Origin of the sequence: Flavobacterium sp. CF136 (genome assembly GCF_000282055.1) — a bacterium.
In the GTDB taxonomy this organism is placed as follows: Bacteria; Bacteroidota; Bacteroidia; order Flavobacteriales; family Flavobacteriaceae; genus Flavobacterium.
This window is the reverse complement of sequence record NZ_AKJZ01000107.1, coordinates 1-25715: the sequence shown is the minus strand read 5'-3', so window position 1 is coordinate 25715 and position 25715 is coordinate 1. Positions and strand designations below refer to the sequence as shown.

General features: G+C 32.3%; 24 protein-coding genes. 13 read left to right on the top strand and 11 right to left on the bottom strand.

What is annotated here, in order from left to right; translation table 11 throughout:
* Both PMI10_RS20790 and PMI10_RS20785 read left to right on the top strand, forming a co-directional pair.
* Positions 1 to 276: an ATP-dependent Clp protease adaptor ClpS gene (locus PMI10_RS20790; protein ID WP_007811508.1), complete on the top strand. Its 276-nt coding sequence runs from the start codon at positions 1 to 3 to the stop codon at positions 274 to 276.
* Positions 277 to 563: 287 nt separating this feature from the next.
* Complete coding sequence (locus PMI10_RS20785) at positions 564 to 1016, top strand: hypothetical protein (RefSeq protein ID WP_007811506.1); 453 nt, start codon at positions 564 to 566, stop codon at positions 1014 to 1016.
* Between the two features lie 90 nt (positions 1017 to 1106).
* Here PMI10_RS20785 and acs read toward each other — a convergent pair whose 3' ends face one another.
* The 7 genes from acs to PMI10_RS20750 form a co-directional block, all read right to left on the bottom strand.
* Positions 1107 to 3017 (bottom strand): acetate--CoA ligase, encoded by a 1911-nt coding sequence (acs, locus tag PMI10_RS20780; protein ID WP_007811504.1) that lies wholly within the window; start codon positions 3015 to 3017, stop codon positions 1107 to 1109.
* A 494-nt stretch (positions 3018 to 3511) separates the two neighbouring features.
* Positions 3512 to 4981, bottom strand: a complete 1470-nt coding sequence (gene ilvC / locus PMI10_RS20775; RefSeq protein WP_007811503.1) for a ketol-acid reductoisomerase — start codon at positions 4979 to 4981, stop codon at positions 3512 to 3514.
* A gap of 39 nt (positions 4982 to 5020) precedes the next feature.
* Positions 5021 to 5545 carry an acetolactate synthase small subunit gene (ilvN, locus tag PMI10_RS20770; RefSeq protein WP_007811502.1) on the bottom strand — a complete coding sequence of 175 codons (525 nt, stop codon included), beginning with the start codon at positions 5543 to 5545 and terminating at the stop codon, positions 5021 to 5023.
* Between the two features lie 6 nt (positions 5546 to 5551).
* Positions 5552 to 7249, bottom strand: a complete 1698-nt coding sequence (gene ilvB / locus PMI10_RS20765; protein ID WP_007811501.1) for a biosynthetic-type acetolactate synthase large subunit — start codon at positions 7247 to 7249, stop codon at positions 5552 to 5554.
* 64 nt (positions 7250 to 7313) lie between these two features.
* Positions 7314 to 8987: a dihydroxy-acid dehydratase gene (ilvD, locus tag PMI10_RS20760; RefSeq protein WP_007811500.1), complete on the bottom strand. Its 1674-nt coding sequence runs from the start codon at positions 8985 to 8987 to the stop codon at positions 7314 to 7316.
* A 270-nt stretch (positions 8988 to 9257) separates the two neighbouring features.
* Positions 9258 to 10376, bottom strand: a complete 1119-nt coding sequence (gene leuB / locus PMI10_RS20755) for a 3-isopropylmalate dehydrogenase (protein WP_007811499.1) — start codon at positions 10374 to 10376, stop codon at positions 9258 to 9260.
* 43 nt (positions 10377 to 10419) lie between these two features.
* Entirely contained in the window at positions 10420 to 11595 is a 1176-nt protein-coding gene (locus PMI10_RS20750) for a 2-isopropylmalate synthase (RefSeq protein WP_007811498.1), read from the bottom strand.
* Between the two features lie 155 nt (positions 11596 to 11750).
* Here PMI10_RS20750 and PMI10_RS20745 point away from each other — a divergent pair, with 155 nt between their 5' ends.
* Positions 11751 to 13295, top strand: coding sequence for a hypothetical protein (locus tag PMI10_RS20745; protein ID WP_007811496.1), 1545 nt, complete (start codon positions 11751 to 11753; stop codon positions 13293 to 13295).
* Positions 13296 to 13709: 414 nt separating this feature from the next.
* On the opposite strand, the gene PMI10_RS20740 is transcribed toward PMI10_RS20745, so the two are convergent.
* The 3 genes from PMI10_RS20740 to PMI10_RS20730 form a co-directional block, all read right to left on the bottom strand.
* Positions 13710 to 14510, bottom strand: a complete 801-nt coding sequence (locus tag PMI10_RS20740) for an ABC transporter substrate-binding protein (RefSeq protein ID WP_007811494.1) — start codon at positions 14508 to 14510, stop codon at positions 13710 to 13712.
* A 134-nt stretch (positions 14511 to 14644) separates the two neighbouring features.
* Positions 14645 to 15472, bottom strand: a complete 828-nt coding sequence (gene pyrF / locus PMI10_RS20735) for an orotidine-5'-phosphate decarboxylase (RefSeq protein WP_007811491.1) — start codon at positions 15470 to 15472, stop codon at positions 14645 to 14647.
* Positions 15473 to 15585: 113 nt separating this feature from the next.
* Positions 15586 to 17769 (bottom strand): DUF5723 family protein, encoded by a 2184-nt coding sequence (locus PMI10_RS20730; RefSeq protein WP_007811489.1) that lies wholly within the window; start codon positions 17767 to 17769, stop codon positions 15586 to 15588.
* 270 nt (positions 17770 to 18039) lie between these two features.
* Here PMI10_RS20730 and PMI10_RS20725 point away from each other — a divergent pair, with 270 nt between their 5' ends.
* From PMI10_RS20725 to PMI10_RS20685, 10 genes are all read left to right on the top strand, one after another.
* Positions 18040 to 18225, top strand: a complete 186-nt coding sequence (locus PMI10_RS20725) for a CsbD family protein (protein ID WP_007811487.1) — start codon at positions 18040 to 18042, stop codon at positions 18223 to 18225.
* A 151-nt stretch (positions 18226 to 18376) separates the two neighbouring features.
* Positions 18377 to 18928 carry a helix-turn-helix domain-containing protein gene (locus PMI10_RS20720; RefSeq protein WP_007811485.1) on the top strand — a complete coding sequence of 184 codons (552 nt, stop codon included), beginning with the start codon at positions 18377 to 18379 and terminating at the stop codon, positions 18926 to 18928.
* A 19-nt stretch (positions 18929 to 18947) separates the two neighbouring features.
* Positions 18948 to 19397 carry a response regulator gene (locus PMI10_RS20715; RefSeq protein WP_007811483.1) on the top strand — a complete coding sequence of 150 codons (450 nt, stop codon included), beginning with the start codon at positions 18948 to 18950 and terminating at the stop codon, positions 19395 to 19397.
* Between the two features lie 11 nt (positions 19398 to 19408).
* Positions 19409 to 21193 carry a sensor histidine kinase gene (locus tag PMI10_RS20710; protein ID WP_007811482.1) on the top strand — a complete coding sequence of 595 codons (1785 nt, stop codon included), beginning with the start codon at positions 19409 to 19411 and terminating at the stop codon, positions 21191 to 21193.
* Between the two features lie 162 nt (positions 21194 to 21355).
* Positions 21356 to 21916: a DUF4142 domain-containing protein gene (locus PMI10_RS20705; RefSeq protein WP_007811481.1), complete on the top strand. Its 561-nt coding sequence runs from the start codon at positions 21356 to 21358 to the stop codon at positions 21914 to 21916.
* 41 nt (positions 21917 to 21957) lie between these two features.
* Positions 21958 to 22575 (top strand): porin family protein, encoded by a 618-nt coding sequence (locus tag PMI10_RS20700; RefSeq protein ID WP_007811480.1) that lies wholly within the window; start codon positions 21958 to 21960, stop codon positions 22573 to 22575.
* Positions 22576 to 22610: 35 nt separating this feature from the next.
* Positions 22611 to 22763, top strand: a complete 153-nt coding sequence (locus PMI10_RS22150) for a lmo0937 family membrane protein (protein WP_007811479.1) — start codon at positions 22611 to 22613, stop codon at positions 22761 to 22763.
* Between the two features lie 48 nt (positions 22764 to 22811).
* Positions 22812 to 23096 carry a YtxH domain-containing protein gene (locus tag PMI10_RS20695; protein ID WP_007811478.1) on the top strand — a complete coding sequence of 95 codons (285 nt, stop codon included), beginning with the start codon at positions 22812 to 22814 and terminating at the stop codon, positions 23094 to 23096.
* A gap of 33 nt (positions 23097 to 23129) precedes the next feature.
* Complete coding sequence (locus PMI10_RS20690; RefSeq protein ID WP_007811477.1) at positions 23130 to 23489, top strand: hypothetical protein; 360 nt, start codon at positions 23130 to 23132, stop codon at positions 23487 to 23489.
* 30 nt (positions 23490 to 23519) lie between these two features.
* Positions 23520 to 23873: a hypothetical protein gene (locus PMI10_RS20685; RefSeq protein WP_007811475.1), complete on the top strand. Its 354-nt coding sequence runs from the start codon at positions 23520 to 23522 to the stop codon at positions 23871 to 23873.
* A 302-nt stretch (positions 23874 to 24175) separates the two neighbouring features.
* On the opposite strand, the gene PMI10_RS20680 is transcribed toward PMI10_RS20685, so the two are convergent.
* Positions 24176 to 25507, bottom strand: a complete 1332-nt coding sequence (locus tag PMI10_RS20680; protein ID WP_007811473.1) for a DUF5723 family protein — start codon at positions 25505 to 25507, stop codon at positions 24176 to 24178.
* Positions 25508 to 25715: the final 208 nt, after the last annotated feature.

Genomic DNA, 25715 nt, shown 5'->3' with positions numbered 1-25715 from the left:
ATGAGTACTAAAGAAAAAGTAAGAGAAAAAGTTCGCGAAAAGGAAGCTACAGGTTTCAATAACGAAATCATTGTTTATAATGATGATGTAAACACTTTTGATCACGTAATTGACACTTTAATGCGTGTATGCAGCCACACTCCCGAGCAAGCGGAACAATGTTCCTTGATTGTACATTATAATGGAAAATGCACGGTAAAAACAGGTCCAATGGATAAGTTAAAACCACAATGTACACAACTTTTGGAAGCTGGACTTAGTGCCGAAATTGTTTAATTGTAAATATTTCAAAAAACATTCTGTTTTATTCTATATTTGAGTAAAACAGAATGTTTTTTTATGGAAGAATTCCATAAAATAAGACGCTAAAAAGAGAATACAAAGTTTTTAAAGAAGTTCATTTTTATTGATTTTCCCTTATCTTATGGCACAATATATGTAAATTAAGATAAAGGCTAAAACAATATCTATAAAAACTGATTTGCGTTGATTTTTTAAATATTTTAAAATTTGCCTGCATTCGAAAAAACCTTTTACATTTGTACTACCAATATCATTAAACCATGAAAAAAATAACTGTTTTTATCTTTTTATTAATTACTGTAACTTCTTGTATCAGCACAAAATCAACTTTGAAAAATGTTGATGATAATGCGCCGGATTTAGTTTTATCAAAAAATAATACGTTTGTCATTACACTTTTCAGCAAAGACAAAAAATATGGTTACAATCCTGATTATCCAATTAATATCTTTTACAGAAATACCAAAGATGAAGCACTCAATGAAACCCGTTTTTTAAATGCTTTAGCTGGACCAAATGGTGAAAAAATCACATATACAAGATTAGAGACCTGTTGCCCATTTCCGACCAAAAGAAGCGATATGGGAGCCGGATTCCTGAATGTTTATGAATTGAAATGGGAAGGGCAAAAAAAGCCGGTCAAAATTTATTTGAATATTTATGAAAAAGGGATCTTGATGGTTCCAATGGGATTGAGTTTAAAGAAGGATTAATAAAATAATGAGTAAACTCAAATTATTATCTCTTTTAATTGTATAAAAAAACCGTCTTAAGACGGTTTTTTTATTTTTAATATATCATCACTATGAAATTCTATCATTCATAATATCTTCGACAACTTCAGGATTTAATAAAGTTGAAGTATCTCCAAAATTAGAAAAATCTCCTTCAGCTATTTTGCGCAGGATTCTACGCATAATTTTACCTGAACGCGTTTTTGGCAATCCTGATACAAACTGAATTTTATCTAATTTAGCAATCGGGCCAATATGATCTGCTATATATTGATTGATTTCTTTAGCTAAGTTTTCTTTATTTCTAACTTCACCTGTTTCCTTTAAGATTACATAGCCATACAAAGCATTTCCTTTTATTTCATGCGGGAAACCAACAATTGCTGATTCAGCAACCGCAGGGTGTTCATTAATAGCATCTTCAATAGGTGCAGTTCCTAAATTATGTCCGGAAACAATTACAACATCATCTACTCTACCGGTAATTCTATAATATCCAACTTCATCTCTTAAGGCTCCGTCTCCTGTAAAATATTTTCCCGGAAAAGCTGAAAAGTATGTTTCTTTGTAACGTTCATGATTCCCCCAGATAGTTCTGGCAATTCCGGGCCATGGAAACTTAATACACAAACTTCCGACTACTTGATTTCCTTCAATTTCATTACGTTTTTCATCCATTAAAACTGGCTGAATTCCAGGTAATGGCAAAGTTGCATATGTTGGTTTTGTCGGTGTTACAAAAGCAATTGGCGAAATCATAATTCCACCAGTTTCTGTTTGCCACCAAGTATCTACAACCGGACATCTTTTATCTCCAACATGATCATTAAACCAGTGCCATGCTTCTTCATTAATTGGTTCTCCAACAGATCCAATAACTTTAAGTGATTTTAGAGGATATTTTTGAATATAATCTAAGCTTTCTTTTGCTAATGAACGAATTGCAGTTGGTGCTGTATAAAATTGTGTTATTTTATGTTTTTCGATAATTTCCCAAAAACGGCTAAAATCAGGATAAGATGGCACCCCTTCAAAAATTACGGTTGTTCCTCCATTCAATAATGGTCCGTATAAAATGTATGAATGTCCGGTAATCCACCCAATGTCTGCTGTACACCAGAAAATATCATTTTCTTCATGACTGAAAACATTTTTAAAAGTATAAGCCGTGTAAACCATATATCCGGCTGTGGTATGTACCATTCCTTTTGGTTTTCCTGTTGAACCTGAAGTATATAAAATAAATAAAGGATCTTCAGCATCCATGATTTCTGCCACATTGTAATCAAGAGCGGCATCTAATAAAGGCTGCAACCAAATGTCACGACCTTCCTGCATTTTTATTTCTGTCTGGGTTCTTTTTACAACTAAAACTTTTGTAACTGACGGGCAGGTATCTAAAGCTTCATCAACGATTCCTTTAAGATCAATTGTTTTATTCCCTCTGTAACCTCCATCTGAAGTAATTACCATTTTACATTCACAATCATTAATTCTTGCAGAAACTGCAGAAGCTGAAAACCCAGCAAAAATAACCGAATGTATAGCGCCAATTCTGGCACAAGCCAAAACTGCTACAGCAAGTTCCGGAATCATTGGTAAATAAATACAAACTCTGTCTCCTTTAACAACGCCTTGCTCACGCAAAACGTTTGCCATTTTAGAAACTCTTTCGTATAACTCATTATAAGTAATATGTAATGAGTTCTCACCCGGATTATTTGGTTCGAAAATAATTGCCGTCTTTTCTCCTCTTTTACTTAAATGCCTGTCTATACAATTTTTTGTAATGTTAACTTTTGCTTCAGTAAACCACTTTACTTCGGCATCAGCCATATTAAAATCAACAACTTTTTCCCATTGCTGGTACCAGGTAAAATTTTCTTCGGCTATTTTACCCCAAAATTTTCTTGGCTCTCTTATTGACTTATTGTAATGTTTAAAATATTGTTCTAAATTTTCTATTTTATAATAACTCATGGTTGTTGTAATTTTTTTATAAATGTATTAAATAACAATGTATTCTTAAAATTATTTAATTCATAAATTTCATCTAAAAAAAACATATTATAAAAAAAACATCGTCTTTTAGTGTATTTAATATAATTTTTAGATTTAATCAAAAATATATGCAATAAAAAAAGGCATGATATTATAAATACCATGCCTTTTAAATTTAACAATTTCAATAACAATTAATTTCTTAACATTATCAGCTTAATTCATTTATTTTGAAAATAGCAGCAACATTATTAATCATAACAGAAATCTCTACGAGTATATTTACAACTAAATATACCTTAATAATTAGGGATTACTTCACTTAACTTAACCAAAAAATGGAAGTTAAGTGAATGTAACATGCCTATATCTGTTATTATCTTAATAAGTGCTTACTAATTCAAAATATTATATAAAACAAAGATACAGTGCAAAATCCCCACACACAACGTGGTGTGTAATTCTAATTTATATTATCCAATTTTTTTCATTGCTGTCATAGATTCTCTCAACCATGCACCAACTTCTTCGATAGGATGCTGACGAATTTCTTTGTTTACAGCAATTAAAACTGCATTATCTACTCCGTTTGAAGTTGAGAATGGTTTTCCTATTATGTTTGTATCTACTTTTTTCATGAATTCAGTCAATAAAGGCTTACAAGCATGATCAAATAAATAACAGCCATATTCTGCTGTATCCGAAATAACACGGTTCATTTCAAATAATTTCTTTCTTGCGATAGTGTTTGCAATCAATGGCAATTCGTGTAATGACTCATAATAAGCAGATTCTTCAATAATTCCTGCTTCGGTCATAGTTTCAAAAGCTAATTCAACACCAGCTTTTACCATTGCTATCATTAATACTCCATTGTCAAAATATTCCTGTTCTGAAATTGGAGCTTCTTGTGGAGCTGTTTTTTCGAAATTAGTTTCTCCTGTAGCTGCTCTCCAAGTCAATAAATTCTTATCGTCATTTGCCCAGTCAATCATCATAGTTCTGGAGAATTCTCCGGAAATAATATCATCCTGGTGCTTTTGGAATAACGGACGCATGATATCTTTTAATTCTTCTGCAATTTCGTAAGCTTCAATTTTTGCAGGATTTGAAAGACGGTCCATCATATTTGTGATACCACCATGTTTCAAAGCTTCTGTGATAGTTTCCCATCCGTATTGAATTAATTTTGAAGCATATGCAGCATCGATTCCTTTCTCAACCATTTTATCAAAACATAAAATAGAACCTGTTTGCAATAATCCACAAAGGATAGTTTGCTCACCCATTAAATCTGATTTTACTTCAGCAACAAATGATGATTTTAAAACTCCTGCTCTATGCCCGCCAGTTGCTACAGCGTATGCTTTTGCCTGATCTAAACCTAAACCGTTTGGATCATTTTCCGGGTGAACTGCAATAAGTGTCGGTACACCAAAACCTCTTTTATATTCTTCACGTACCTCTGAACCAGGACATTTAGGAGCACACATGATTACCGTAATGTCTTTACGGATTTGCATTCCTTCTTCAACAATATTAAATCCATGAGAATATGCTAAAGTTGAACCATTTTTCATTAATGGCATAATCGCAGTTACAACAGCTGTATGTTGTTTATCCGGAGTAAGGTTACAAACTAAATCAGCTGTTGGAATTAATTCTTCATATGTACCAACTTTAAAACCATTTTCGGTAGCGTTTTTATAAGAGGCTCTTTTTTCAGCAATTGCATCTGCACGCAAAGCATAAGAAATATCCAAACCTGAATCTCTCATGTTCAAACCCTGGTTTAAACCCTGAGCTCCGCAACCTACGATAACAACCTTTTTTCCTGCTAATGCTGCTATTCCATTTGCAAACTCTGATTGATCCATAAATTCGCAAACTCCTAATTGTTCTAATTGTAATCTAAGTGGTAATGTGTTGAAATAATTGGCCATTTTTTTAATATTTAATAAGTATGATATTTAATTTTGTAACTATTTTAATTCGTTTAATAATAATGATGAAATTTCCATTTTTTCTTTAGAAACTGAAATTCTTCCTGAACGTACAAATTGCATAATGCCGTACGGTTTGAATTTTGCATATAATTCTTCGATTTCAGAACGTCTTCCTGATTTTGAAATCACAAAGAAATCGCGGGAAACAGTCACAATCGTAGATTGGCTGTCTTTGATTATATTCTGAATTTGTTTCTCATCAAATAATAAACTTGATGCTATTTTAAATAACGCATTTTCCAGATAAATTGTCTCTTCATCTGTATGATAAAACGCTTTTATAACTTCAATTTGTTTCTCTATTTGCCCTACTATATTTTTAACCCATTTCTCAGTAGTTTCAACTACTATGATGAATCTTGAAACATTCTCTATTTCTGATTCTGAAACGTTTAAACTTAATATATTGATGTGACGCTTTAAGAATATTCCAGATATTCTATTTAACAAGCCCACATTATTTTCCGAATATACCGAAATGGTAAATGTTTTATCTTCCATGCTTTTTTAACTTAATCTGATATCAGAAACTGAGGCTCCTGTTGGAATCATTGGAAATACATTATTCTCTTTCTCTACCATAACCTCTAAAAAGTATGAATCTTTAGAAGCCATCATTTCTGCAACAGCAGCATCAAGATCTTCTCTTTTAGTTACTTTCTTTGATTTGATATAATATCCTTCAGCAATAGCGCAAAAATTTGGATTTATCATAACTGTAGAAGCATATCTATAGTCGAAAAATAATTCCTGCCATTGACGTACCATTCCCAAAAATTCATTGTTTAACACAACAATTTTTACAGGAACTTTTGTCTGGTGAATTGTACCTAACTCCTGTATATTCATTTGAAAACCTCCGTCACCAATAATAGCTACAACTTCACGATCCGGTCTTCCCATTTTGGCACCAATAGCAGCAGGTAAAGCAAACCCCATTGTTCCTAATCCTCCTGAAGTAACGTTACTTTTAGTTGAATTGAATTTAACATAACGACAAGCAAACATTTGATGCTGGCCTACATCCGAAACCATTATTGCATCCCCTTTCGAGTGTTTATTAATCATTTCGATGGTTTCTCCCATGGAAATTCCTTTGCCATTTGTTGGAGCCAACTCTTCATTAATAACCTTATCTAATTCAATTTTATATTTTTCCTTGAATTCATTATGCCAGGAATCATGTGATTTTTTGTCAATCAATGGAATTAAAGCAGTCAATGCTTCTTTAACATCTCCCAAAACAGCAACTTCAGTTTTTACGTTTTTATCAACTTCAGCCGGATCAATTTCGAAGTGAATTACTTTCGCTTGTTTAGCATAAGTAGCTAAATTTCCAGTAACACGATCATCAAAACGCATTCCAAGTGCAATTAAAACATCACATTCATTAGTCAGAACATTAGGTCCATAATTACCATGCATCCCTACCATACCTACATTTAAAGGATGATCTGTTGGTAAAGCAGAAAGACCTAATATTGTCCAGGCAGCAGGAATCCCTGATTTTTCAACTAATCTTTTTAATTGTTCTTCTGCTTCACTTAATATAATCCCCTGACCAAAAACAATAAATGGTTTTTTTGCATTATTAATGACATCTGCAGCTTCTTGTACCTTTTGAAGATTCAACACCGGTTTTGGGTGATAACTTCTAATTCCTGTACATTTTTCATAGCTAAAATCAAACTCGTCAAACTGGGCATTTTTAGTAATATCAATTAAGACCGGGCCCGGACGACCTGATCTTGCAATATAAAATGCTTTTGCAATAATTTCCGGAATTTCGTGAGCTTCTGTAATTTGGTAGTTCCATTTGGTTACCGGAGTTGAAATTCCAATAATATCAGTTTCCTGAAAAGCATCAGACCCTAATAAGTGTTTTCCAACCTGACCTGTAATACACACTAACGGTGTAGAATCGATTTGAGCATCAGCAATACCAGTTACTAAATTGGTAGCTCCCGGTCCCGAAGTTGCAATAGCTACACCTACTTTACCAGTCGCTCTGGCAAATCCTTGTGCTGCATGGGCTGCACCTTGTTCGTGACGCACCAAAACGTGGTGCAATTGATCCTGAAATTTATATAATTCGTCATAAACCGGCATTATGGCTCCTCCCGGATATCCATAAACCAAATCTACTCCTTCTGCCAATAAACACCTGATAACGGCTTCTGCGCCAGATATTTTAATTGTTTCCATTTTATATCTTTTTTAAAACCTCTAAATATTTATTTTTGAATTTAGAGATTTCTATTTTTTTAAATTATTTGTCAGTAACACATCCCTCAGAGGCACTGGAGACCGAACGCATATATTTAAGTAAAACTCCTTGTTTGATTGGTGATTCCGGTCTTTTCCAATTGGCTTTACGTTTTGCCAATTCTTCATCAGAAATCTTCATATTAATGGTGTTATTTACAGCATCAATTGTAATAACATCGCCGTTTTCTATCAATGCAATTCCACCACCTTCATATGCTTCCGGGGTAACGTGACCCACTACAAAACCGTGAGATCCTCCAGAGAAACGCCCGTCAGTAATCAAAGCAACAGTACTTCCTAGACCGGCTCCCATAATGGCAGATGTTGGTTTTAACATTTCAGACATGCCGGGACCGCCTTTTGGACCACAGTAACGAATAATCACTACGTTTCCAGGCTTCACTTCACCTGCTTGTATTCCTCTGATTACATCTTTTTCACCTTCGAAAACTACAGCTGTACCTTCAAAAAACTCTCCTTCTTTACCGCTAATTTTAGCCACACAACCTTCTGTTGCTATGTTTCCGTATAAAATCTGAATATTTCCGGTAGCTTTTAAAGCTTTTTGAATTTCGAAAACTACTTGCTGACCATCATGTAAATCGGGCACTGAAGCTAAATTCTCCGCTATTGTTTTTCCTGTTACAGTTAAACAGTCACCGTGTAAAAAACCTTCTTTTAATAAATATTTCATTACTCCCGGAACACCACCTACATTATGTAAATCTTCCATTAAGTATTTACCACTTGGTTTCAAGTCGGCTAATAATGGCGTTTTATCACTGATATCCTGGAAATCTTTTAATGTCAATTCAATACCTACCGAGTGCGCCATTGCAATTAAGTGCATTACTGCATTGGTAGAACCTCCTAAAACAGCTACCATCGTAATTGCATTTTCAAATGCTTTACGAGTCATAATGTCTCTGGGTTTAATATCTTTTTCCAATAATATTCTGATAGCTTTACCTGCATCAACACATTCTTGTTTCTTTTCCGGACTCAAAGCAGGGTTAGAAGAACTGTAAGGCAAACTCATTCCTAATGCTTCAATTGCTGATGACATTGTATTTGCAGTGTACATTCCACCACAGGCACCAGCACCTGGACAAGCATTTTGAATCACCCCTTTGAAATCTTCAGGTGTAATTTTGTTGCTGATTTTTTTTCCCAATGCTTCAAAAGCAGAAACAATATTCAAATCTTCCCCTTTCCATTTTCCTGGATGAATAGATCCTCCGTAAACCATAATAGAAGGACGATTTACTCTGCCCATAGCCATTAAAGCTCCCGGCATATTTTTATCACAACCCGGAACAGCAATCATACCATCGTACCATTGTGCACCCATAACAGTCTCGATGGAATCTGCAATTACATCACGTGAAACCAAAGAAAAACGCATTCCATCATTTCCGTTAGAAATACCATCACTTACACCAATAGTATTAAAAATCAACCCAACTAAATCTGCTTTCCAGACGCCAGTCTTAATATCTTTAGCCAGGTCGTTTAAGTGCATGTTACAAGGATTTCCGTCGTAACCCATACTCACAATTCCTACCTGCGCTTTTTTAAGATCCTCTTCTGTCAAACCAATTCCGTAGAACATGGCCTGAGAAGCTGGTTGAGTTTCGTCTTGCGTGATTGTTTTGCTGTACTTGTTTAATTCCATTATGTAATATTTGTAATTTTTATTTTATTTCTAAAAAAAACCTCCCAACTAAGTGGGAGGTTATAATATATATCTTTCAATTATATTTATACCATTCCCGATGCAAATGTGCTATACACATTGACAACAATGACAGAAGTAATAATAATTGAGATTTGCATCATTTATTTTTTTGGTGTCACAAAAGTATAAAAACTAATAGGACTAAAAAAATAAATCTCAACATTTTAAATACTTCTTGTTATTTATTTCAACATTTAACAAAAAACTTTAAACAATCGTTGATTGTCCAATATGAACGTTATCATTATTAAAATAAAGCAAATCATCTTTACTGAAAATAAAGTTTGAAACAAATTCTCCAACTTCATTAGTTCCAAATTTTGAATCCGCTTTTAAATCTACTGTAACTACTTTAAATTCAATTGCTTTTTCGACTGCTTTATAAATAACATTTGCCTCTTTAAACAATCCAAAATGCTCTAATAACATCGCTGCCGATAAAATAGAAGCTATTGGATTAGCAATATTTTTTCCTTTTGCCTGTGGGTAAGAACCATGGATTGGTTCAAAAAGCGCATTTTTCTCACCTAAAGACGCCGAAGCCAATAAACCAATAGAGCCGGTAATAACACTGGCTTCATCTGATAAAATATCTCCAAATAAATTTTCCGTCAAAATCACATCAAACTGCTTTGGGTTTAAGATAATCTGCATTGCTGCATTATCAACAAATAAAAAGTCCAAAGCTACATCAGGATAATTTTCACTTACTTTCTGAACTACTTTTCGCCACAATCTTGAGGTTTCCAAAACATTTGCTTTATCTACCATAGTTAGTTTTTTGCGTCGGTTTTGTGCCGATTTAAAAGCTAAATGTGCAATTCGGGTAATTTCTTCTTCTGAATATTCACATAAATCTGAAGCATGTGTTCCTTCTTCATTTAATGTTTTTGCTCCAAAATAAGCTCCACCTGTCAATTCTCTGAAAATAGTAAAATCAGCTCCTTCAATAATTTCTCTTTTTAATGGAGAAGAATCAATTAGTGATTTATAAGGTTTAATAGGACGAATATTTGCAAATAAACCCAATTCTTTACGCAGTTTTAATAATCCTTGTTCCGGACGGACTTTTGCATTCGGGTTGTTATCATATTTAGGATCTCCAATCGCTCCAAACAAAACAGCATCTGTATTTAAACAAAGATTTAATGTTTGTTCAGGAAGCGGATTTCCTGTTTTGTCAATAGCAATAGCTCCCATCAGGGCTTCTTCAAAAACAAACTCATGATTATACACTTCACCAATTGCATATAAAGCTTTTTTGGCTTGCAAAATTACTTCCGGTCCAATTCCGTCTCCTCCTAAAACTGCTATTTTCAAATTCATAATGCCTCGTTCTTTATGTATTTAAAATTTTATTTTTCTAAATTTAATTTCTTATTAAATCCCCCTGAATTTTAGATGCTTCTATAATTTGATGAATATCTTCGTCTAAAACTTCTTTTTTAATATCTGCAAATTTCAAGAACTCAATATATACGATATCCAACTGTACTTTTGTAAGTTCATAACCTACTTTTTTAGCGCGATAAGCCAATGCAGCTCTACCACTTCTGGCTGTAAGGATAATCGAAGATTCATTTACACCAACATCCAACGGATCCATTATTTCGTAAGTTGCTCTGTTTTTGATTACTCCGTCCTGGTGAATCCCCGAACTGTGAGCAAAAGCATTTGCTCCAACAATAGCTTTATTAGGCTGTACAATCATTCCCATGCTTTCAGAAACCAAACGGCTCATTTCGTTTAATTCCCTGGTATTGATATTGGTATCTAAATTTAAGTAAGGATGCTGTTTAAAAATCATCACTACTTCTTCAAGTGCTGTATTTCCGGCTCTCTCGCCAATACCATTTATTGTACATTCAATTTGTCTGGCTCCATTTATAGCACCCGAAATTGAGTTTGCAGTTGCCATTCCTAAATCATTATGACAGTGGCATGAAAGAATTACATTTTCAATACCTTTTACGTTTTCTTTTAAATACTTAATTTTTGCTCCATATTCTTCAGGCAGACAATATCCTGTTGTATCCGGGATATTTAATACAGTCGCTCCTGATTTGATTACTTCTTCACAAACCTTCGCTAAAAAAGCATTATCAGTTCTACCGGCATCTTCTGCATAAAACTCAACATCTTCGACATAAGATTTAGCATGAGAAACTGCAAATTTTGCTCTGGCAATAATATCTTCCGGAGTAGTGTTTAATTTATGGAGTATATGAGATTGTGAAGTTCCGATTCCGGTGTGGATCCTTGGTTTCTTAGCATGCTTTAAAGCAGCTGCAGCAACATCAATGTCGTTTTTTACGGCTCTTGTCAGTCCGCAGACGGTTGCATTCTCTACGATTTTACAAATCTCAGAGACCGATAAAAAATCGCCCGGACTTGACACAGGAAAACCTGCCTCGATGATATCAACTCCCATTTTGTCAAGTCGTTCAGCGATAACTAATTTTTGTTTAGTATCTAACTTACATCCCGGAACCTGTTCTCCATCACGCAAAGTGGTGTCAAAAATTTGAACTTTCTCTCTATTCATATTCATTTATTTAATGTAATTTCACATCTTGATAACAAATATATATTGTACTACTTCAGTATGAAATTCATTTTAATGAAATTATACTGTTCATAAAACAATTTATAACGTATTAAACAACTAAAAACCAGTAAGTTACATTATTATATTTTACAATGGCTAACCATCAAAAAGATTTCTTATTTGTTCTGATCAAATCCCTTTCAAAATCTGAAAAAAGACAGTTTAAAATTTTTGCAAGCCGATTAGAAACGAGTTCGAACACTAAATTCATTGAATTATTTAATATTTTAGATAAATCGGAAACCTATGATGAAAGACTTATTTTAAAAAGCGGAATCATCAAGAAAGTACAGCTATCTAACTTAAAATCATATCTATACAAACAGATTTTAGTTAGCATACGTTTAAACATTCCCAGTCAGAACATTCGATATCAATTACGGGAGCAAATTGATTTTGCTGTAATTCTGTATAATAAAGGATTATACAAACAGAGTTTAAAAATTCTGGATAAGACCAAAATTATAGCACTTGAAAATGACGAAAAATACATGGCGTATGAAATTGTCGAATTCGAAAAACTTATCGAATCACAATATATTACACGAAGTATTCAGGGGCGCGCTGATGAATTGGTTATTCAGGCCAAAGAATTAAATTATCGAAATACCATTTCAAGCAAATTATCAAATTTATCGCTTCAATTATACGGAATCATGCTTAAAACCGGCTATGTAAAAAGTGATGAGGAATACAAGTATATTGATGATTACTTCAATAAACACATTTCAAAATTAGACGAAAGCAAGTTTGGTTTCAGAGAAAAGTACTGGTTCTATAATGCTAATCTTTGGCGCAGTTTCCTTGTTCAGGATTTCCTCGCAAGTTATAAATATGCCTATAAATGGGTTCGGCTTTTTTATGATAATCCAAATATGATTTATCAGAATCCTGTGTTTTTCCTAAAAGGGAACCATTATTTTTTAGAGTCTCTTTATATGTTGAAATACAAATCAAATTTCAAGAAATATTTAACGCTTTTAGAAGAAACTATTGAAGATCCCAAATTCCCTGTTAACGATAATATTGCATCACTATCCTTCTTATATGTGTATAATAACAAGTTAAATTATCATATTCTGGAAGGAACTTTTGCCGAAAGCGAATATTTGATTCCTGAAATTTTAGACAAAATAAAATTACACAGCGAACACCTTGATGAACATCATGAAATGTTGTTTTATTATAAAATTGCCTGTATTTATTTTGGGAATGAAAAGTATAATGAATCTATATTTTATTTAGACAAAATCATTAATAACAAAAACTTAACGATGCGCGAAGACTTAATGTGCTTTGCACGTATTTTGTCGTTGATTGTACATTATGAGCTTGGAAAAGATTATTATTTAGAAAATCATTTGAAAAACACTTACAAGTTTTTATTGAAAATGAATGATTTGCACGAAGTTCAAAAAGAAATCATTAAATTCCTGAAAAACCTGAATAATTTCTATCCCACCGATATTAAAAAAGAATTTATTAAGATGCGGGAACGCTTTATTGAATTGGAAAAAAACACTTATGAAAAAAGGGCCTTCCTATATTTAGATATTATTTCCTGGCTGGAAAGTAAAATAGAAAACAGAAAAATTGCTGATATAATGAAAGAAAAGGCAAAATTAAATAGTCGTTAAAACTGATGACGAATCTGACTAGAGGCTATTTTCATGCTCCTGAGGGCTCAAAAAAGCGTTTTAAAAAATCTTAACTTATGTCCAACAAAGTAATAACAAAACCTTAACAGCAAAACCTTTAAATATATCTGACCTTTGTAATGTAATAAACTGGTTATTTATTATTTTGGTTTTGGTTAGTTAAATGATGCCGGCGTCTTCCAGATGCCGGCATTCTTTTTGTGCAAATTTTGTTTCAGGTTTTCTTTGTTTCAGGTTTCAAGTTGTTTGACTTTGAGCATAAATATTAACCGCACAAAATTTACCTAAAATGCAAATATATTCCTTTGCGAACCTTGCAAAATCTTAGCAAACTTTACGATTAAAAAAATACAATCCAAAAAACTTGAAACCTTAAACAAAGAAAACTTTAAACTAATTTCCTAATCTTTCGTGCAGTAATTTAAAATACGGAAAAGCCTTTAGTAATCGGCTTCCATGCCAGGAGAACATTTCTCCATCCACAAAAATAGTTTTGGCATGATGTGTAAAACGTCCAATTTCAAAAGCATCTTCTTCCTTAAAAGGATATGGCTCTGATGAAAGTAAAACCAAATCCGGATCACCTTCGATACGCATTTTTTTAAGTTCAATTTCAGGATAACGCCCTTTATCTTCGTAGATATTCTGAAAATGATTCAGTTTTAATAATTCATTGATATAAGTATCCTTTCCTGCAACCATATATGGATTCTTCCAAATAAAATAAGCTGCTTTTTTTACTGGTATATCCTGGACATATTTTTTAAACTCGCTTAAAGCGAAAGTTAATTTATTGTTCCATTTCTGGGCTTCAGTCCGGCAATTAAAGAGTTGACCGAAATCTGAAATCATCTGAAAATTATCTTCAATTGTAATGATATTTGTAACCCAAACAGGGCAAATCTGACTTAATTGTTCCACTATTTCCCGTGTATTCTCTTCTTTATTACAAATGATAATATCCGGCTGTAATAATTTTATTTTCTCAAAATGAATCTTTTTTGTCCCGCCAACAACTTTCTTGGTTGATTTTAAATGATACGGATGTACGCAGAACTTTGTTATTCCGATGATTTTTTCTTCTAAACCTAAATCATATAATAATTCGGTTTGAGAAGGAACCAACGAAATAATACGTTTTGGAGACTCTTCAAAAGAATGCGAAATACCGAGTTGATCTAAAAGTGGTTTCAAATTTCAAGTTATTATTGTTTCAAGTTATTCGAATTGTGGTAATTTAACTGTATTTTTTTAACCGCGAATTACACAAATTTTCACAAATTGAAATATAAATTCGGGTTAATTCGTGAAATTCGTGGCTAACAATTTTAAACCTGAAACTTAGAATTTAAAATTTGCTCCATTTCCTGTTGTACTTTCAAGGCTTCTTCCCTGGCCTTTTCAGCAAAATCCGTTCCTTTTGAAGCATAAATAATTGCTCTGGCAGAATTTACCAATAAACCAACTTTATCATTCATTCCATATTTACAAACTTCAGATAAACTTCCGCCCTGAGCGCCAATTCCGGGAACTAACAAGAAACTGTCCGGAACAATTTTTCTGATTTCTGTAAAATATTCTGCTTTGGTCGCGCCAACAACATACATTAAATTCTCACTGTTTTTCCATGTTTTAGAAGTTTCTAAAACTTGTTTGTATAATTCTTTTCCGTTTGTAGTTAATGTTTGAAAATCGAAAGCTCCTTCATTTGACGTCAAAGCCAGCATAATTGTATGTTTATTCTCGAAAGCCAGAAAAGGCTCAACAGAATCTTTGCCCATGTATGGTGCAACGGTTACGCTGTCAAAATTCAAATCTTCGAAAAAAGCTTTTGCATACATGCTCGAAGTATTTCCGATATCTCCGCGTTTTGCATCGGCAATAGTAAATATATCAGGATAATTATCGTTGATGTAATTGATTGTTTTTTGAAGCGAAAGCCACCCTTTTATGCCATATGCTTCAAAAAAAGCAGTATTTGGTTTATATCCCACAGTCAAATCGTGTGTTGCATCGATTATAGCTTTATTGAATTCGAAAATAGGATCTTCGGTTTCTAATAAATGAGGTGGAATCTTGGTTAAATCAGGGTCTAATCCAACGCATAAAAATGATTTTTTCTGAAGAATTTGTTCGTGCAGCTGTTGTGTTGTCATCTTGTTTTTTTAGTTCTTCTAATTTAAAGAAATCTTGTTTTTTTGGAAAGTATGCAAAAATAAAAAAAGCCACTCAATTAAGAATGGCTTTTTGATATTATATTCAATTGCGATTAAAAATTACCTAAATATACAATCTCGGTTCTTCTGTTCTCAGCTCTTCCTGCAGCTGTTTTATTTGACTTAACCGGTTTTGTAGCTCCAAATCCCTGAGAAGTTAAATTTGCAGGATTAACTCCTTTTGCAATTAAGGCATCCATAACAACTTTTGCTCTTACTTCTGATAATTTTTGGTTCGCTTTAGCATTTCCTACATTATCAGTATGTCCATTGATTGCAAATTTAGCATTTGGATAGTTTTTCAAAATTTCTTTGATAGCATCTAATCTTGTTGAAGTTTCATCATTATTAGCATTGCTTAAAACAGCCTTACCAGATGTAAAGAAAATAGATTTAGCTTCTACTTTTAATTGTTCCAATACAGCTTTACTAACTACCGGGCAGCCTTTATTTTCTGCAGGACCGGCAATTGCAGGACAAGCATCATCTTTATCCAGAACGCCATCTTTGTCAGTATCCAAATTCGGGCATCCTCTGTTTTCAACTAAACCGGCAACTTCTGGGCAGGCATCGTCTTTATCCAAAACGCTATCTTTATCAGTATCTTTCCAAGGGCATCCTTTATTTTCTATCGGACCCGCAACTGTAGGACAAGCATCAGCATTATCCAGTAAAGTATCCCCGTCAGAATCTTTCCATGGACAACCTTTATTTTCTACCGGACCAGCAATTTCAGGACATGTATCATCTTTATCAAAAACTTTATCTCCATCTGTATCCAGCCAAGGACAACCATGGTTTTCAACTGGTCCTGCTACTTTTTTACAACCATCTTCTTTATCAATAACACCATCTCCGTCAGTATCTTTAAATTTCTTTTCATAAACCGGAATCTTCATACCAACATGAAAGTCAGCCCCTTTTGATTCTTTAGAAACTACATTACTAAGCACAGACCCTGAACCAACAAAGAAAGCTCCCAGTCTAATTCCTGAACCTACCTGCATTCCGCTATATTCCATCCATGTCATTGGTACATAAAAACTAAACCATCTGCTTTCATAACGAGGTGTCAAAGATACCCTGTCGGCAATCCCGTAAGCGTTAAGTTTATTCGTAGAAACCATATTAATGTCACCATTCAGGTTCAGATAGAATTTTTTGTACATATTCCAATCTACATCAGCGTGAAGCGCAGTTGGCAAATTTGTTTTTGCTCCTTTTGAAGTTGACGTTTTAGTATAATGTTCATTTAGGAAATCATACAAATTGTCTGCATCATCAATCATTTGCTGTGTTACGACACCATTTACATTATACGTATCCTGTTTTTTATTTTTATAATCTATCGATCCAATATCTGTAACAGACAATCCAAAACGCACTTTATATTTATTTAAATCCCTAAAGTTATTATCTGCAGGTTTTGCATTATTTAAATCATAATCTGCATAATTAGGTCTCCATTCGTAAACAAGCCCTAAATCAAAACCAAATCCTCTTGAATTAGCATCAAACTTATAATCTTCATTGGCTTCAAAATCCTGACTTGCACCAATGGTAATTTCTCCATTAGAAATCAAAGCTCCGGCTTTAGGATTTATATTATTTTCAACATAAGTTACGTTAACATCTTTTCCCTGAATATATCCGTTTACACCACCTTGCAGATATTTGGCTGTTAAACCTACCTTTAAAAAATGCTGGTTGTTTTGGTATAAAACAGCGGCATAAGAAATACCTAATTCTCCCCATGAATTCGAAGCTCCTTTTGCATTACCTGCATTAAGGTTAAAATTGCTCGCCTGATCTAAACCATCTTTAACCTGATCAATAAGGTTTCCATTAATATCTCTTAGGTTAGTTATAGATCTTGCTCTTGTAAAAACTGCCAATGTGTGTTTTGGAGCAATATTAAACATGAATGATGGCCCCATAATATCAAAATTAGCACGGCCATTATTTGCATTTGACGGAGTAATTTTGGCATCTCTGTCAATATTATAATCTTTTTTTAAAATATCAAAAAATCGAACACCATACAAGTCATTCGCTACAGAGCCACTGACAGAAAATAAATTAATATCAGTTTTAAAACGAGAATCAGCTATAGATGCCGGATTAAAAAGCACACTTTGTACCCCCGCATAATTATCATGAAAATAGCCTGTATAAGATTGGGCACTTACTGTTAAACCAGAAATTAAGAATAATAAAATTAAAAATGTTTTTTTCATTAAGATTTATGTTTAGGGTTTCAAATTGGGCGCAAAACTACAATAATTGATTTACAAATGTGTTATCATAATATTGAATTGATGTAACATCTTTAATAAATTATGTAAAATAAAAAACTGCTCACTTTTTTAAATTTGATAATAAACATATTATTAACACATTAAGGCATAAATAATGTGAATTATACAACAGTAAGTAATATATATATAACATAACCTGACGAATAAACCGGAACTTTACATAACACAAAACAATTAAATTTTATAGTTATGAATACTACCGAAATAAAAGGAAACTGGAATGAGCTGAAAGGGAAATTGAAACAAAAATATGCTACATTGACTGATGATGATTTGATGTTTGCCGAAGGAAAAGAAGACGAAATGTACGGAAAACTTCAGCAAAAATTAGGTAAAACAAAAGAAGAATTGCATCAAATTTTGTCGGAATTGTAAACTCTTTCAAATTAAACCAGTTATACCGCCTAATTTAAATTAGGCGGTATTTTTTTGATTTTCAAACTTTAAAGATTTACATTCTTCAAAAGCTTGCTTTAAATTAAAAAACCAAAAATAAATTAATTATCTTTAACCATATTTTTACAAAATGAAGTTATTTATAAAATTTGATATTAATACAATTTGTACACTTTTTCTGAAACAAAAACTGGAGGAACAAAATTTAAATTTTTCTACCATAGGATTTGGAGAAATTGAACTTGAGGAAAATCTTGGCATCGAAGCATTAGAGGACCTGAAAAATAATTTAAGCCCTTTAGGTCTTGAAATTGTAGAAAATCAAAAAAGTGTTTTAGTTCAAAAAATAAAAGATGCAATAATAGAATTAGTTTATACTGATGATAACAACAATTTTAAAAGTTCAGCATATTTAGCTGATAAATTAAATCACAGTTATGGTTACTTGTCCAATGTGTTCTCTGAAGTAACCTATTCTTCTATTGAAAATTTCATTATTATTCAAAAAATAGAAAGAGCAAAGCAGTTAATGATTGTTAATGAAATGAGTTTAACCGAAATTGCTTTTTTACTGAATTATTCGAGTGTTGCACATTTAAGTACTCAGTTTAAAAATACAACCGGAATAACACCTTCAGCATTTCTCAGAATTATTAAGAAGCGAAGAGAGAATTTAAAATAAAACCAAACACCTATATTCAATGCAGAAAAACGCATTACACATTTTACTCGCTGATGACGACGAAGATGATAGACTTTTTTTTAAAGATGCCTTTGAGGAAGTAAAAGTGCAAACAAAAGTCGAATTTGTTTTCGATGGCTTACAATTAATGGAACATCTTATGAATCCTGATACTAAATTGCCTGATATTTTGTTTCTGGATTTAAACATGCCTAAAAAAACGGGTAAAGAATGTTTGATAGAAATAAAAAAAACAGAACATTTAAAAGACATAATAATTGCAATTTATTCAACATCATCTTCAGATGAAGATATTGAAGACACTTTTATTGAAGGAGCTAATATTTATATCAAAAAACCAAGTGATTTTAATGCACTTAAAAAAATTATTAATGAAGTTATAACGCTAAACTGGCATTATCATACATCAGGATTAAATCGTGACAACTTCCTCTTAAGCCTTAAATAATTGAAATAATAATGAAATGGATACCTAAGTTTAATTCTTCAAATTATTTGAGAGTTATTTTTATAATAGCTATTTTCATTTTACTTTTTCTTTCATCAATAGCCTACAAACACAATCGTGATTTAAACGAATCCAGTAAGCTATTAATGCATACGTATGAAATAAACATACAACTTGAGCGGTTAATGTCAGCAATTAAAGATGCTGAAACAGGTCAGCGTGGGTATATGATTACCCGAAACAGCCGATTTCTTACACCATACCTTTTTTCCCGCGACAAGGTAAACACCTCTTTTATTACCTTAAAAAAACTTACTGCAGACAATCAAAAGCAAAAACAAAATCTCGAAAAATTATTCAAGTTAATTATTCAGCGGTATGTTTCTTTTGAAAATTGTTTAAAATACAGTGACCCGAAAACTTACGATAAAAGAAAATTAGACAACCATATGTTTGGCGGTCGTATCTTAATGGAGAACATTCGTTTTCAGGTTGATGAAATGAATGATATCGAAAAAACATTTTTAGATAAAAGTTTAAAAAAATATGACGAAGAAATTTCTCTTGGCCCTATTTTTTCAATTTCATTATTTCTGGCAGCATTGAGTTTTATTTTATTAGCATACAGACAGATAAGTAAAGATATAGAACGTCTGAAAGTATATAATAAAAAGCTTTTAATTTCGTCAGGCTTAATGGCCGAATCTGAAGCAATTGGTAAATTCAGCACCTGGCAATGGGATTTAGATACTAATAAAATTGATTATTCTGAAAATCAGTTCCGTCTTCTGGGATTTCAACCCAATGCATTTATACCTGATAAAGATACTTTTTTAGACTTTGTACATCCGGAAGATAAAGAAGCAATTGCTGAATCGATGGAAGGTATAATCAATAATCAGGAACTCCCTTTTATCTATTATAAAATTATTCAGCCTAATAATGAAATCCGCTATTTTAAGTCAACAGGCAAATTACTTATAGATAAACAAGGCAGTAAAATTTTATTGGGAATTAATTTTGATATTACAGACGAACATCTATTAAACATTAAACTTAAGGAACGGAATAATGAACTTGAAAAAAGCAATCAGGAACTAGCTTCATTTAATCATGTTGCCAGTCATGATTTACAGGAGCCCCTTCGCAAAATCCAAACTTTTATTTCAAGGATTTCCGATGCCGACAAAGCCGTTCTTTCTGACAATGCAAAAGATTATATTTCAAAAATCGAAACATCGGCCAAAAGAATGCGTGTACTGATTGATGATTTATTATTATTTTCAAAAACCAATACGACCAAGAAAGAATTCATTAAATCTGATCTGAATGAATTAATAGAAAATGCCAAATTAGAATTAGCTGTAATAATTGATGAAAAGAATGGAAATTTTAAAATTGATAAATTACCTAAACTAAAAGTAATTCCTTATCAGATTGAGCAGCTTTTTATCAACCTTATTGGAAATTCTTTAAAATACAGTCAGCCTGGAATAGCACCACAGATTACTATTAAATGTGACAAAATTTTATCTAATGAATATCCCGAAATACTGGATCAGCCTTTTAAAAAATTTTACAAAATTACTTTCACCGATAACGGAATGGGATTTGACCCACAGTTTAAGGATAACATATTTGTATTGTTTCAGCGTTTACATTCGAAAACTGATTATCCCGGAACCGGAATAGGATTAGCGATTTGTAAAAAAATTGTTGAGAACCACAAAGGCCACATTACTGCCGACAGTAAGCCAAACCATGGCTCTGTATTTACTGTGTTTCTTCCTGAATAATTTCGTATTTCTTCCTGAATAATTTCTCTGAAAAGACCTTATTAAACGTTATATAGTCCCTATTATGGGAATTATATAACGTTTCTTTTTTATGCTGTAAAGCAAAACTTCCTGTTGGTTTGCATCTTTGTAATGTAATAATGAAGTAACAATTTTAAAACAATGCCTCCATCAAAATCATCATTTTTAAAAGCAATTTGTATAGTGATTTTAATAATAGCTATTCCATCTTGTAAAAAAAATGAAAGTCTTGAAATGGTAAACAGTAAATACGTTCTTACAAAAAACAGTGAAGAAATTGAGGCTTATTTTTTTATAGCAACTGCAAATGTGACAAAATTAATTATTTCAAAAAGTCAGCTGGCACAACATAAAAGTGTAAAAAACACTATAAAAGATGTTAGCATTAAAATAGAAAATAATCAAAATCTGTTACTGCAGGAGATTAATAAAATAGCTGTAAAAAAACTCATTATAATCAATGAAATAAATTCAACGGTTACTCGTGAAGACTTATATGAACTGGTTGATAAAGGTGAAGTGAGTTTTGATAAATCATACATCAATTCAATCATAAAATCTTTATCTGAACAAATAGAATTATTTGAATCTATTTCAAAGGAAACTGAAGATATGGAAGTACTAAATCTGGTTGTTCATTATTTACCAAAACAATATGAATTTTTAAGAGAAGCCAAAAAAATTAAAAAAGAAATCAATTAAAAGCCTGCAATCATTATTAACTAAATTTTAAAACTATGAAAATGCGATCAAATATTTTATATGCCTTAACACTTTTCTTAACAGCTTCATTTGGAATGCTGCACGCTCAGGACAATAATGTAAATACTGAATTTGGTGTAAAGGGAGGATTAAACATGTCTAATTTATATACTGACGATGCTGATGACGAAAATATTTTATATGGTTTTAATGCCGGCGTTTATGCCACATTGCCTGTATCTGATTTTGTTGCAATACAACCCGAGCTATTATTCACTACCAGAGGTTCAAAATTAGAGTATAACAATGCCCTAGCTCAAGGAAATGTAAAATTAAAATTAAATTATATTGAACTTCCTTTGTTGGTAAGAGTAAATATTACTAAAAATTTCAATATACATGCTGGTGGTTACGCATCTTATATGGTTAGTGCTAAATCGACAGGTGATGGAGATTTCGAATTCGAAGATCAATACAATACTGATGACTTTAACAGGTTTGATGCAGGATTAGCTGGTGGTATTGGAGTAGATTTTAACCCATTAAGTGTTGGATTACGTTATAACTACGGATTGACAACTATAGAAAAAGATGGAGATGATTCATCAGATCTAAAAAACAGCAATCTGTCCTTATACCTTTCATATAAGTTAAATTAAACAAATTAATTATTAACCATAAATTTTTAAAGACCATGTCAAATTTATTATACACAATTGCAGTTATTTTAGTTATTCTCTGGGCCCTTGGGTTCTTTGTTTATAGCGCAGGAAGTATTATCCACATATTATTAGTAATTGCTATTATCGCAATACTATTCAGACTTATCAAAGGTCGTGAAATTTAAAAATCAGCATTATTAAATAATTTATATTAATCTATTAAATCAAATATTATGAAAACTAGCACAACAGTTTTAGGAATTTTAGGAGCCGCAGCGGCGGGAGCTTTTTTAGGAGTTTTATTTGCACCGGATAAAGGGTCAAATACAAGAAAAAAAATCTCAGATAAATCAAAAGATTACGGAGATAATTTAAAAAGCAAAGTAGATGGTATCATAAGTACTATTACTTCAAACGGTAAAGACATTATTGAAGAAGGAAAAGCCAAATTCAATTCTGTAAAAGAAGACTTCAATTCTATGAAAGATGAAGCAAAAACTGTAAAAACAAACTATTAAAAGTGAATTTTTCAAATCATAAAATCTTATATTATGGAATCAAATGCAACAACAAATGATGACTTAAATCTGTATGAAAAGGCAGAAAATTATACCAAAACGAGTTTAGAATTAATTAAACTCAAAACAGTATTAGCCTCTGCTGACGCATTGTCAACAGTAACATCCAGAATAGCAGTTGGAGCTGTTGTTGCATTTTTTACCCTGTTCCTGAATATCGGAATCAGTTTATGGCTTGGAAAAGTACTCGGTGAGTATTATTATGGCTTTTTTATAGTGGCATTATTTTATCTCATTGTAGCTATTGTTATGCATAAAACACAGCATAAGCTTATCAAAACACCAATTGGAAACATGATTGTTTCCAGTATTTTAAAAGATTCTAAAAACTGATTTAATAATTGATAAATAAAAGAGACTGTTATGGAAACTGTTTACACTATTGATTCATTAAATCAGAAAATTAAATTTTTAGAAGAGCAACAAGACAGGGAATGGTGTTCCATTAAAGATGAAATCGATGATATTAAAGAGAATTTAAAACCTCTTAACCTGATTCGAAACACGGTTGAAGAAATCAACGAAACTGTTGGTTTTAAAAGTAATCTTGCCCAGTCTGCAATAAGCATAGGAATAGGTTATCTGGCAAAAAAACTGGTAATAGGAAAAACCGATTCAATATTTAAAAACATCCTTGGATCGATATTACAGCTGGCCGTTACTACTTTAGTTTCTAAACCACAGGAATCATCACACGAAGAATCATCAAAAGAGTAATTGTTAAACTTTAAATAAAATATTATGGAAAAATTAAATGAAATAATAATAAAAAATGGTGTACACATTTACTCAAACCTATATAAATGTTTTGAATTCACAAGAGTATTTTTAGGTATCTAACTCGTTTATACGTTTTATAAACAAACGGTTAAGCAGTTAATACTTTCACTATAAATCTCTATTTTTTTTATAAAACTAGAGCCTTTTTAGAAGAAAAAGCAAAGTTTACATGAGTGAACTTTGCTTTTTTGCATTATAAAAAAACCGAACTTAAATTGAATTGTCCAGTCTTTGGTTTATTAATTATAATTTTGATAAATTGGAAGTTTTAAACCAACGTAAAGATTACAAGCTTTAGAATTATTCGAAAATAAATTAGAAACAAGAGAACCGGAACCAATAAATAAAGGACCGACCCTAAAACCGGTTCCTATTTGAGTACCACTGTATTCCATCCAGGTCACCGGAATATAAAAACTAAATTGTCTGATTTCATATCGCGGCGTAAATGTAACCGAATTAGCAATTGCTGTTGCATTTATTTTTTCTGCATTTACCAATCCGAAATCACCGCTTAAATTCAAGTAAAATTTATTGTTTATGTTCCAGTCAAAGTTAGTATGCAAAGCAGTTGGCAAATTTGCTTTTACCCCTTTTCCTGAAGAAGTTTTTGTGTAATTTGTATCAAAAAACTCAAAAATATCCCCTGCATTATCAATATCATCCTGAGTAACGCTTCCGGTTAGATCATAAGTGTTTTCGATAGCATTTTTATAGTTAAGCCTGCCAATATCAGTCACAGCTACTGCCGTTTTAAATTTATATCTGTTTCCTTCACATGTATGGCAATTGGTACGATACTCATAGGTAAAACCTATATCAATACCCAAGCCTGCTGATGAAGCATCAAACTTCGGATCTTGTCCATTTTCATAATCATAACTTGCAGATGTCCTTAATGTTCCTGTAGAGTAATATTCACTCAATGCCGGATCACTATCATTTTTATTAAAAGTAACGCTCAGGTTATTTCCGTTGATATATCCGTTTGTTCCCGCCATTAGGTATTTTAATGTAATACCGCCTTTTATAAAATGTCTATCATCATCCAATAATATAGTACCATACCCGGCTCCAATTTCTGCCCAGGAATTACTGACACCATTAGGGTTTCCTCCTGTTATCGAAAAACTGTTCGATGCATCTGTATCCTGATTAAGTTCATCAATCAGGGTACCGTTTACATTAACAAGGCTGGTTATGCTCCTTACACGTGTAAAAAGAGCGATGCTATGCCTGGGCGTAATATTCATCATAAAGGAAGGCCCTAAAATATCTACATTAAAATTTCCTCTGTTATTCGTTTTAATATTTTTGCCCCCCTGTGTTTCAAAATCATACCCGGCACCTAATGCCTCGGCAAAATTAACACCATACAAATCATTTTGACCTGTTGCGCTCACCGAAAAAACAGTAACATCGGCCTTGTATTTTGAATCCACAATAGAAGACGGATTAAACAACGCTCCCTGAATTCCGGCATAATTATCATCCCGAAATCCAAAATAAGATTGTCCGTTAACGTAAAAAATGCTTCCTAAAAAGCAATAAAATAGTAAAGTTCTTTTCATAAATTATTATTAAGTGGTTGGTTTGTTAATAATTTGTGATTTAAGGGCACGCAAATATGAAACAAAAAAAGACAAAAAAAAACCTAACTAACTGTAGATTAGTTAAGTTTTTGCTATTATCGTGCTAATATTCAGAAAACCTCAGAAGCTTCTTTCAATTTCCCAAATAAAAAAGCCGAACAATAGTAGACTGCACCCAAAAGTTTAG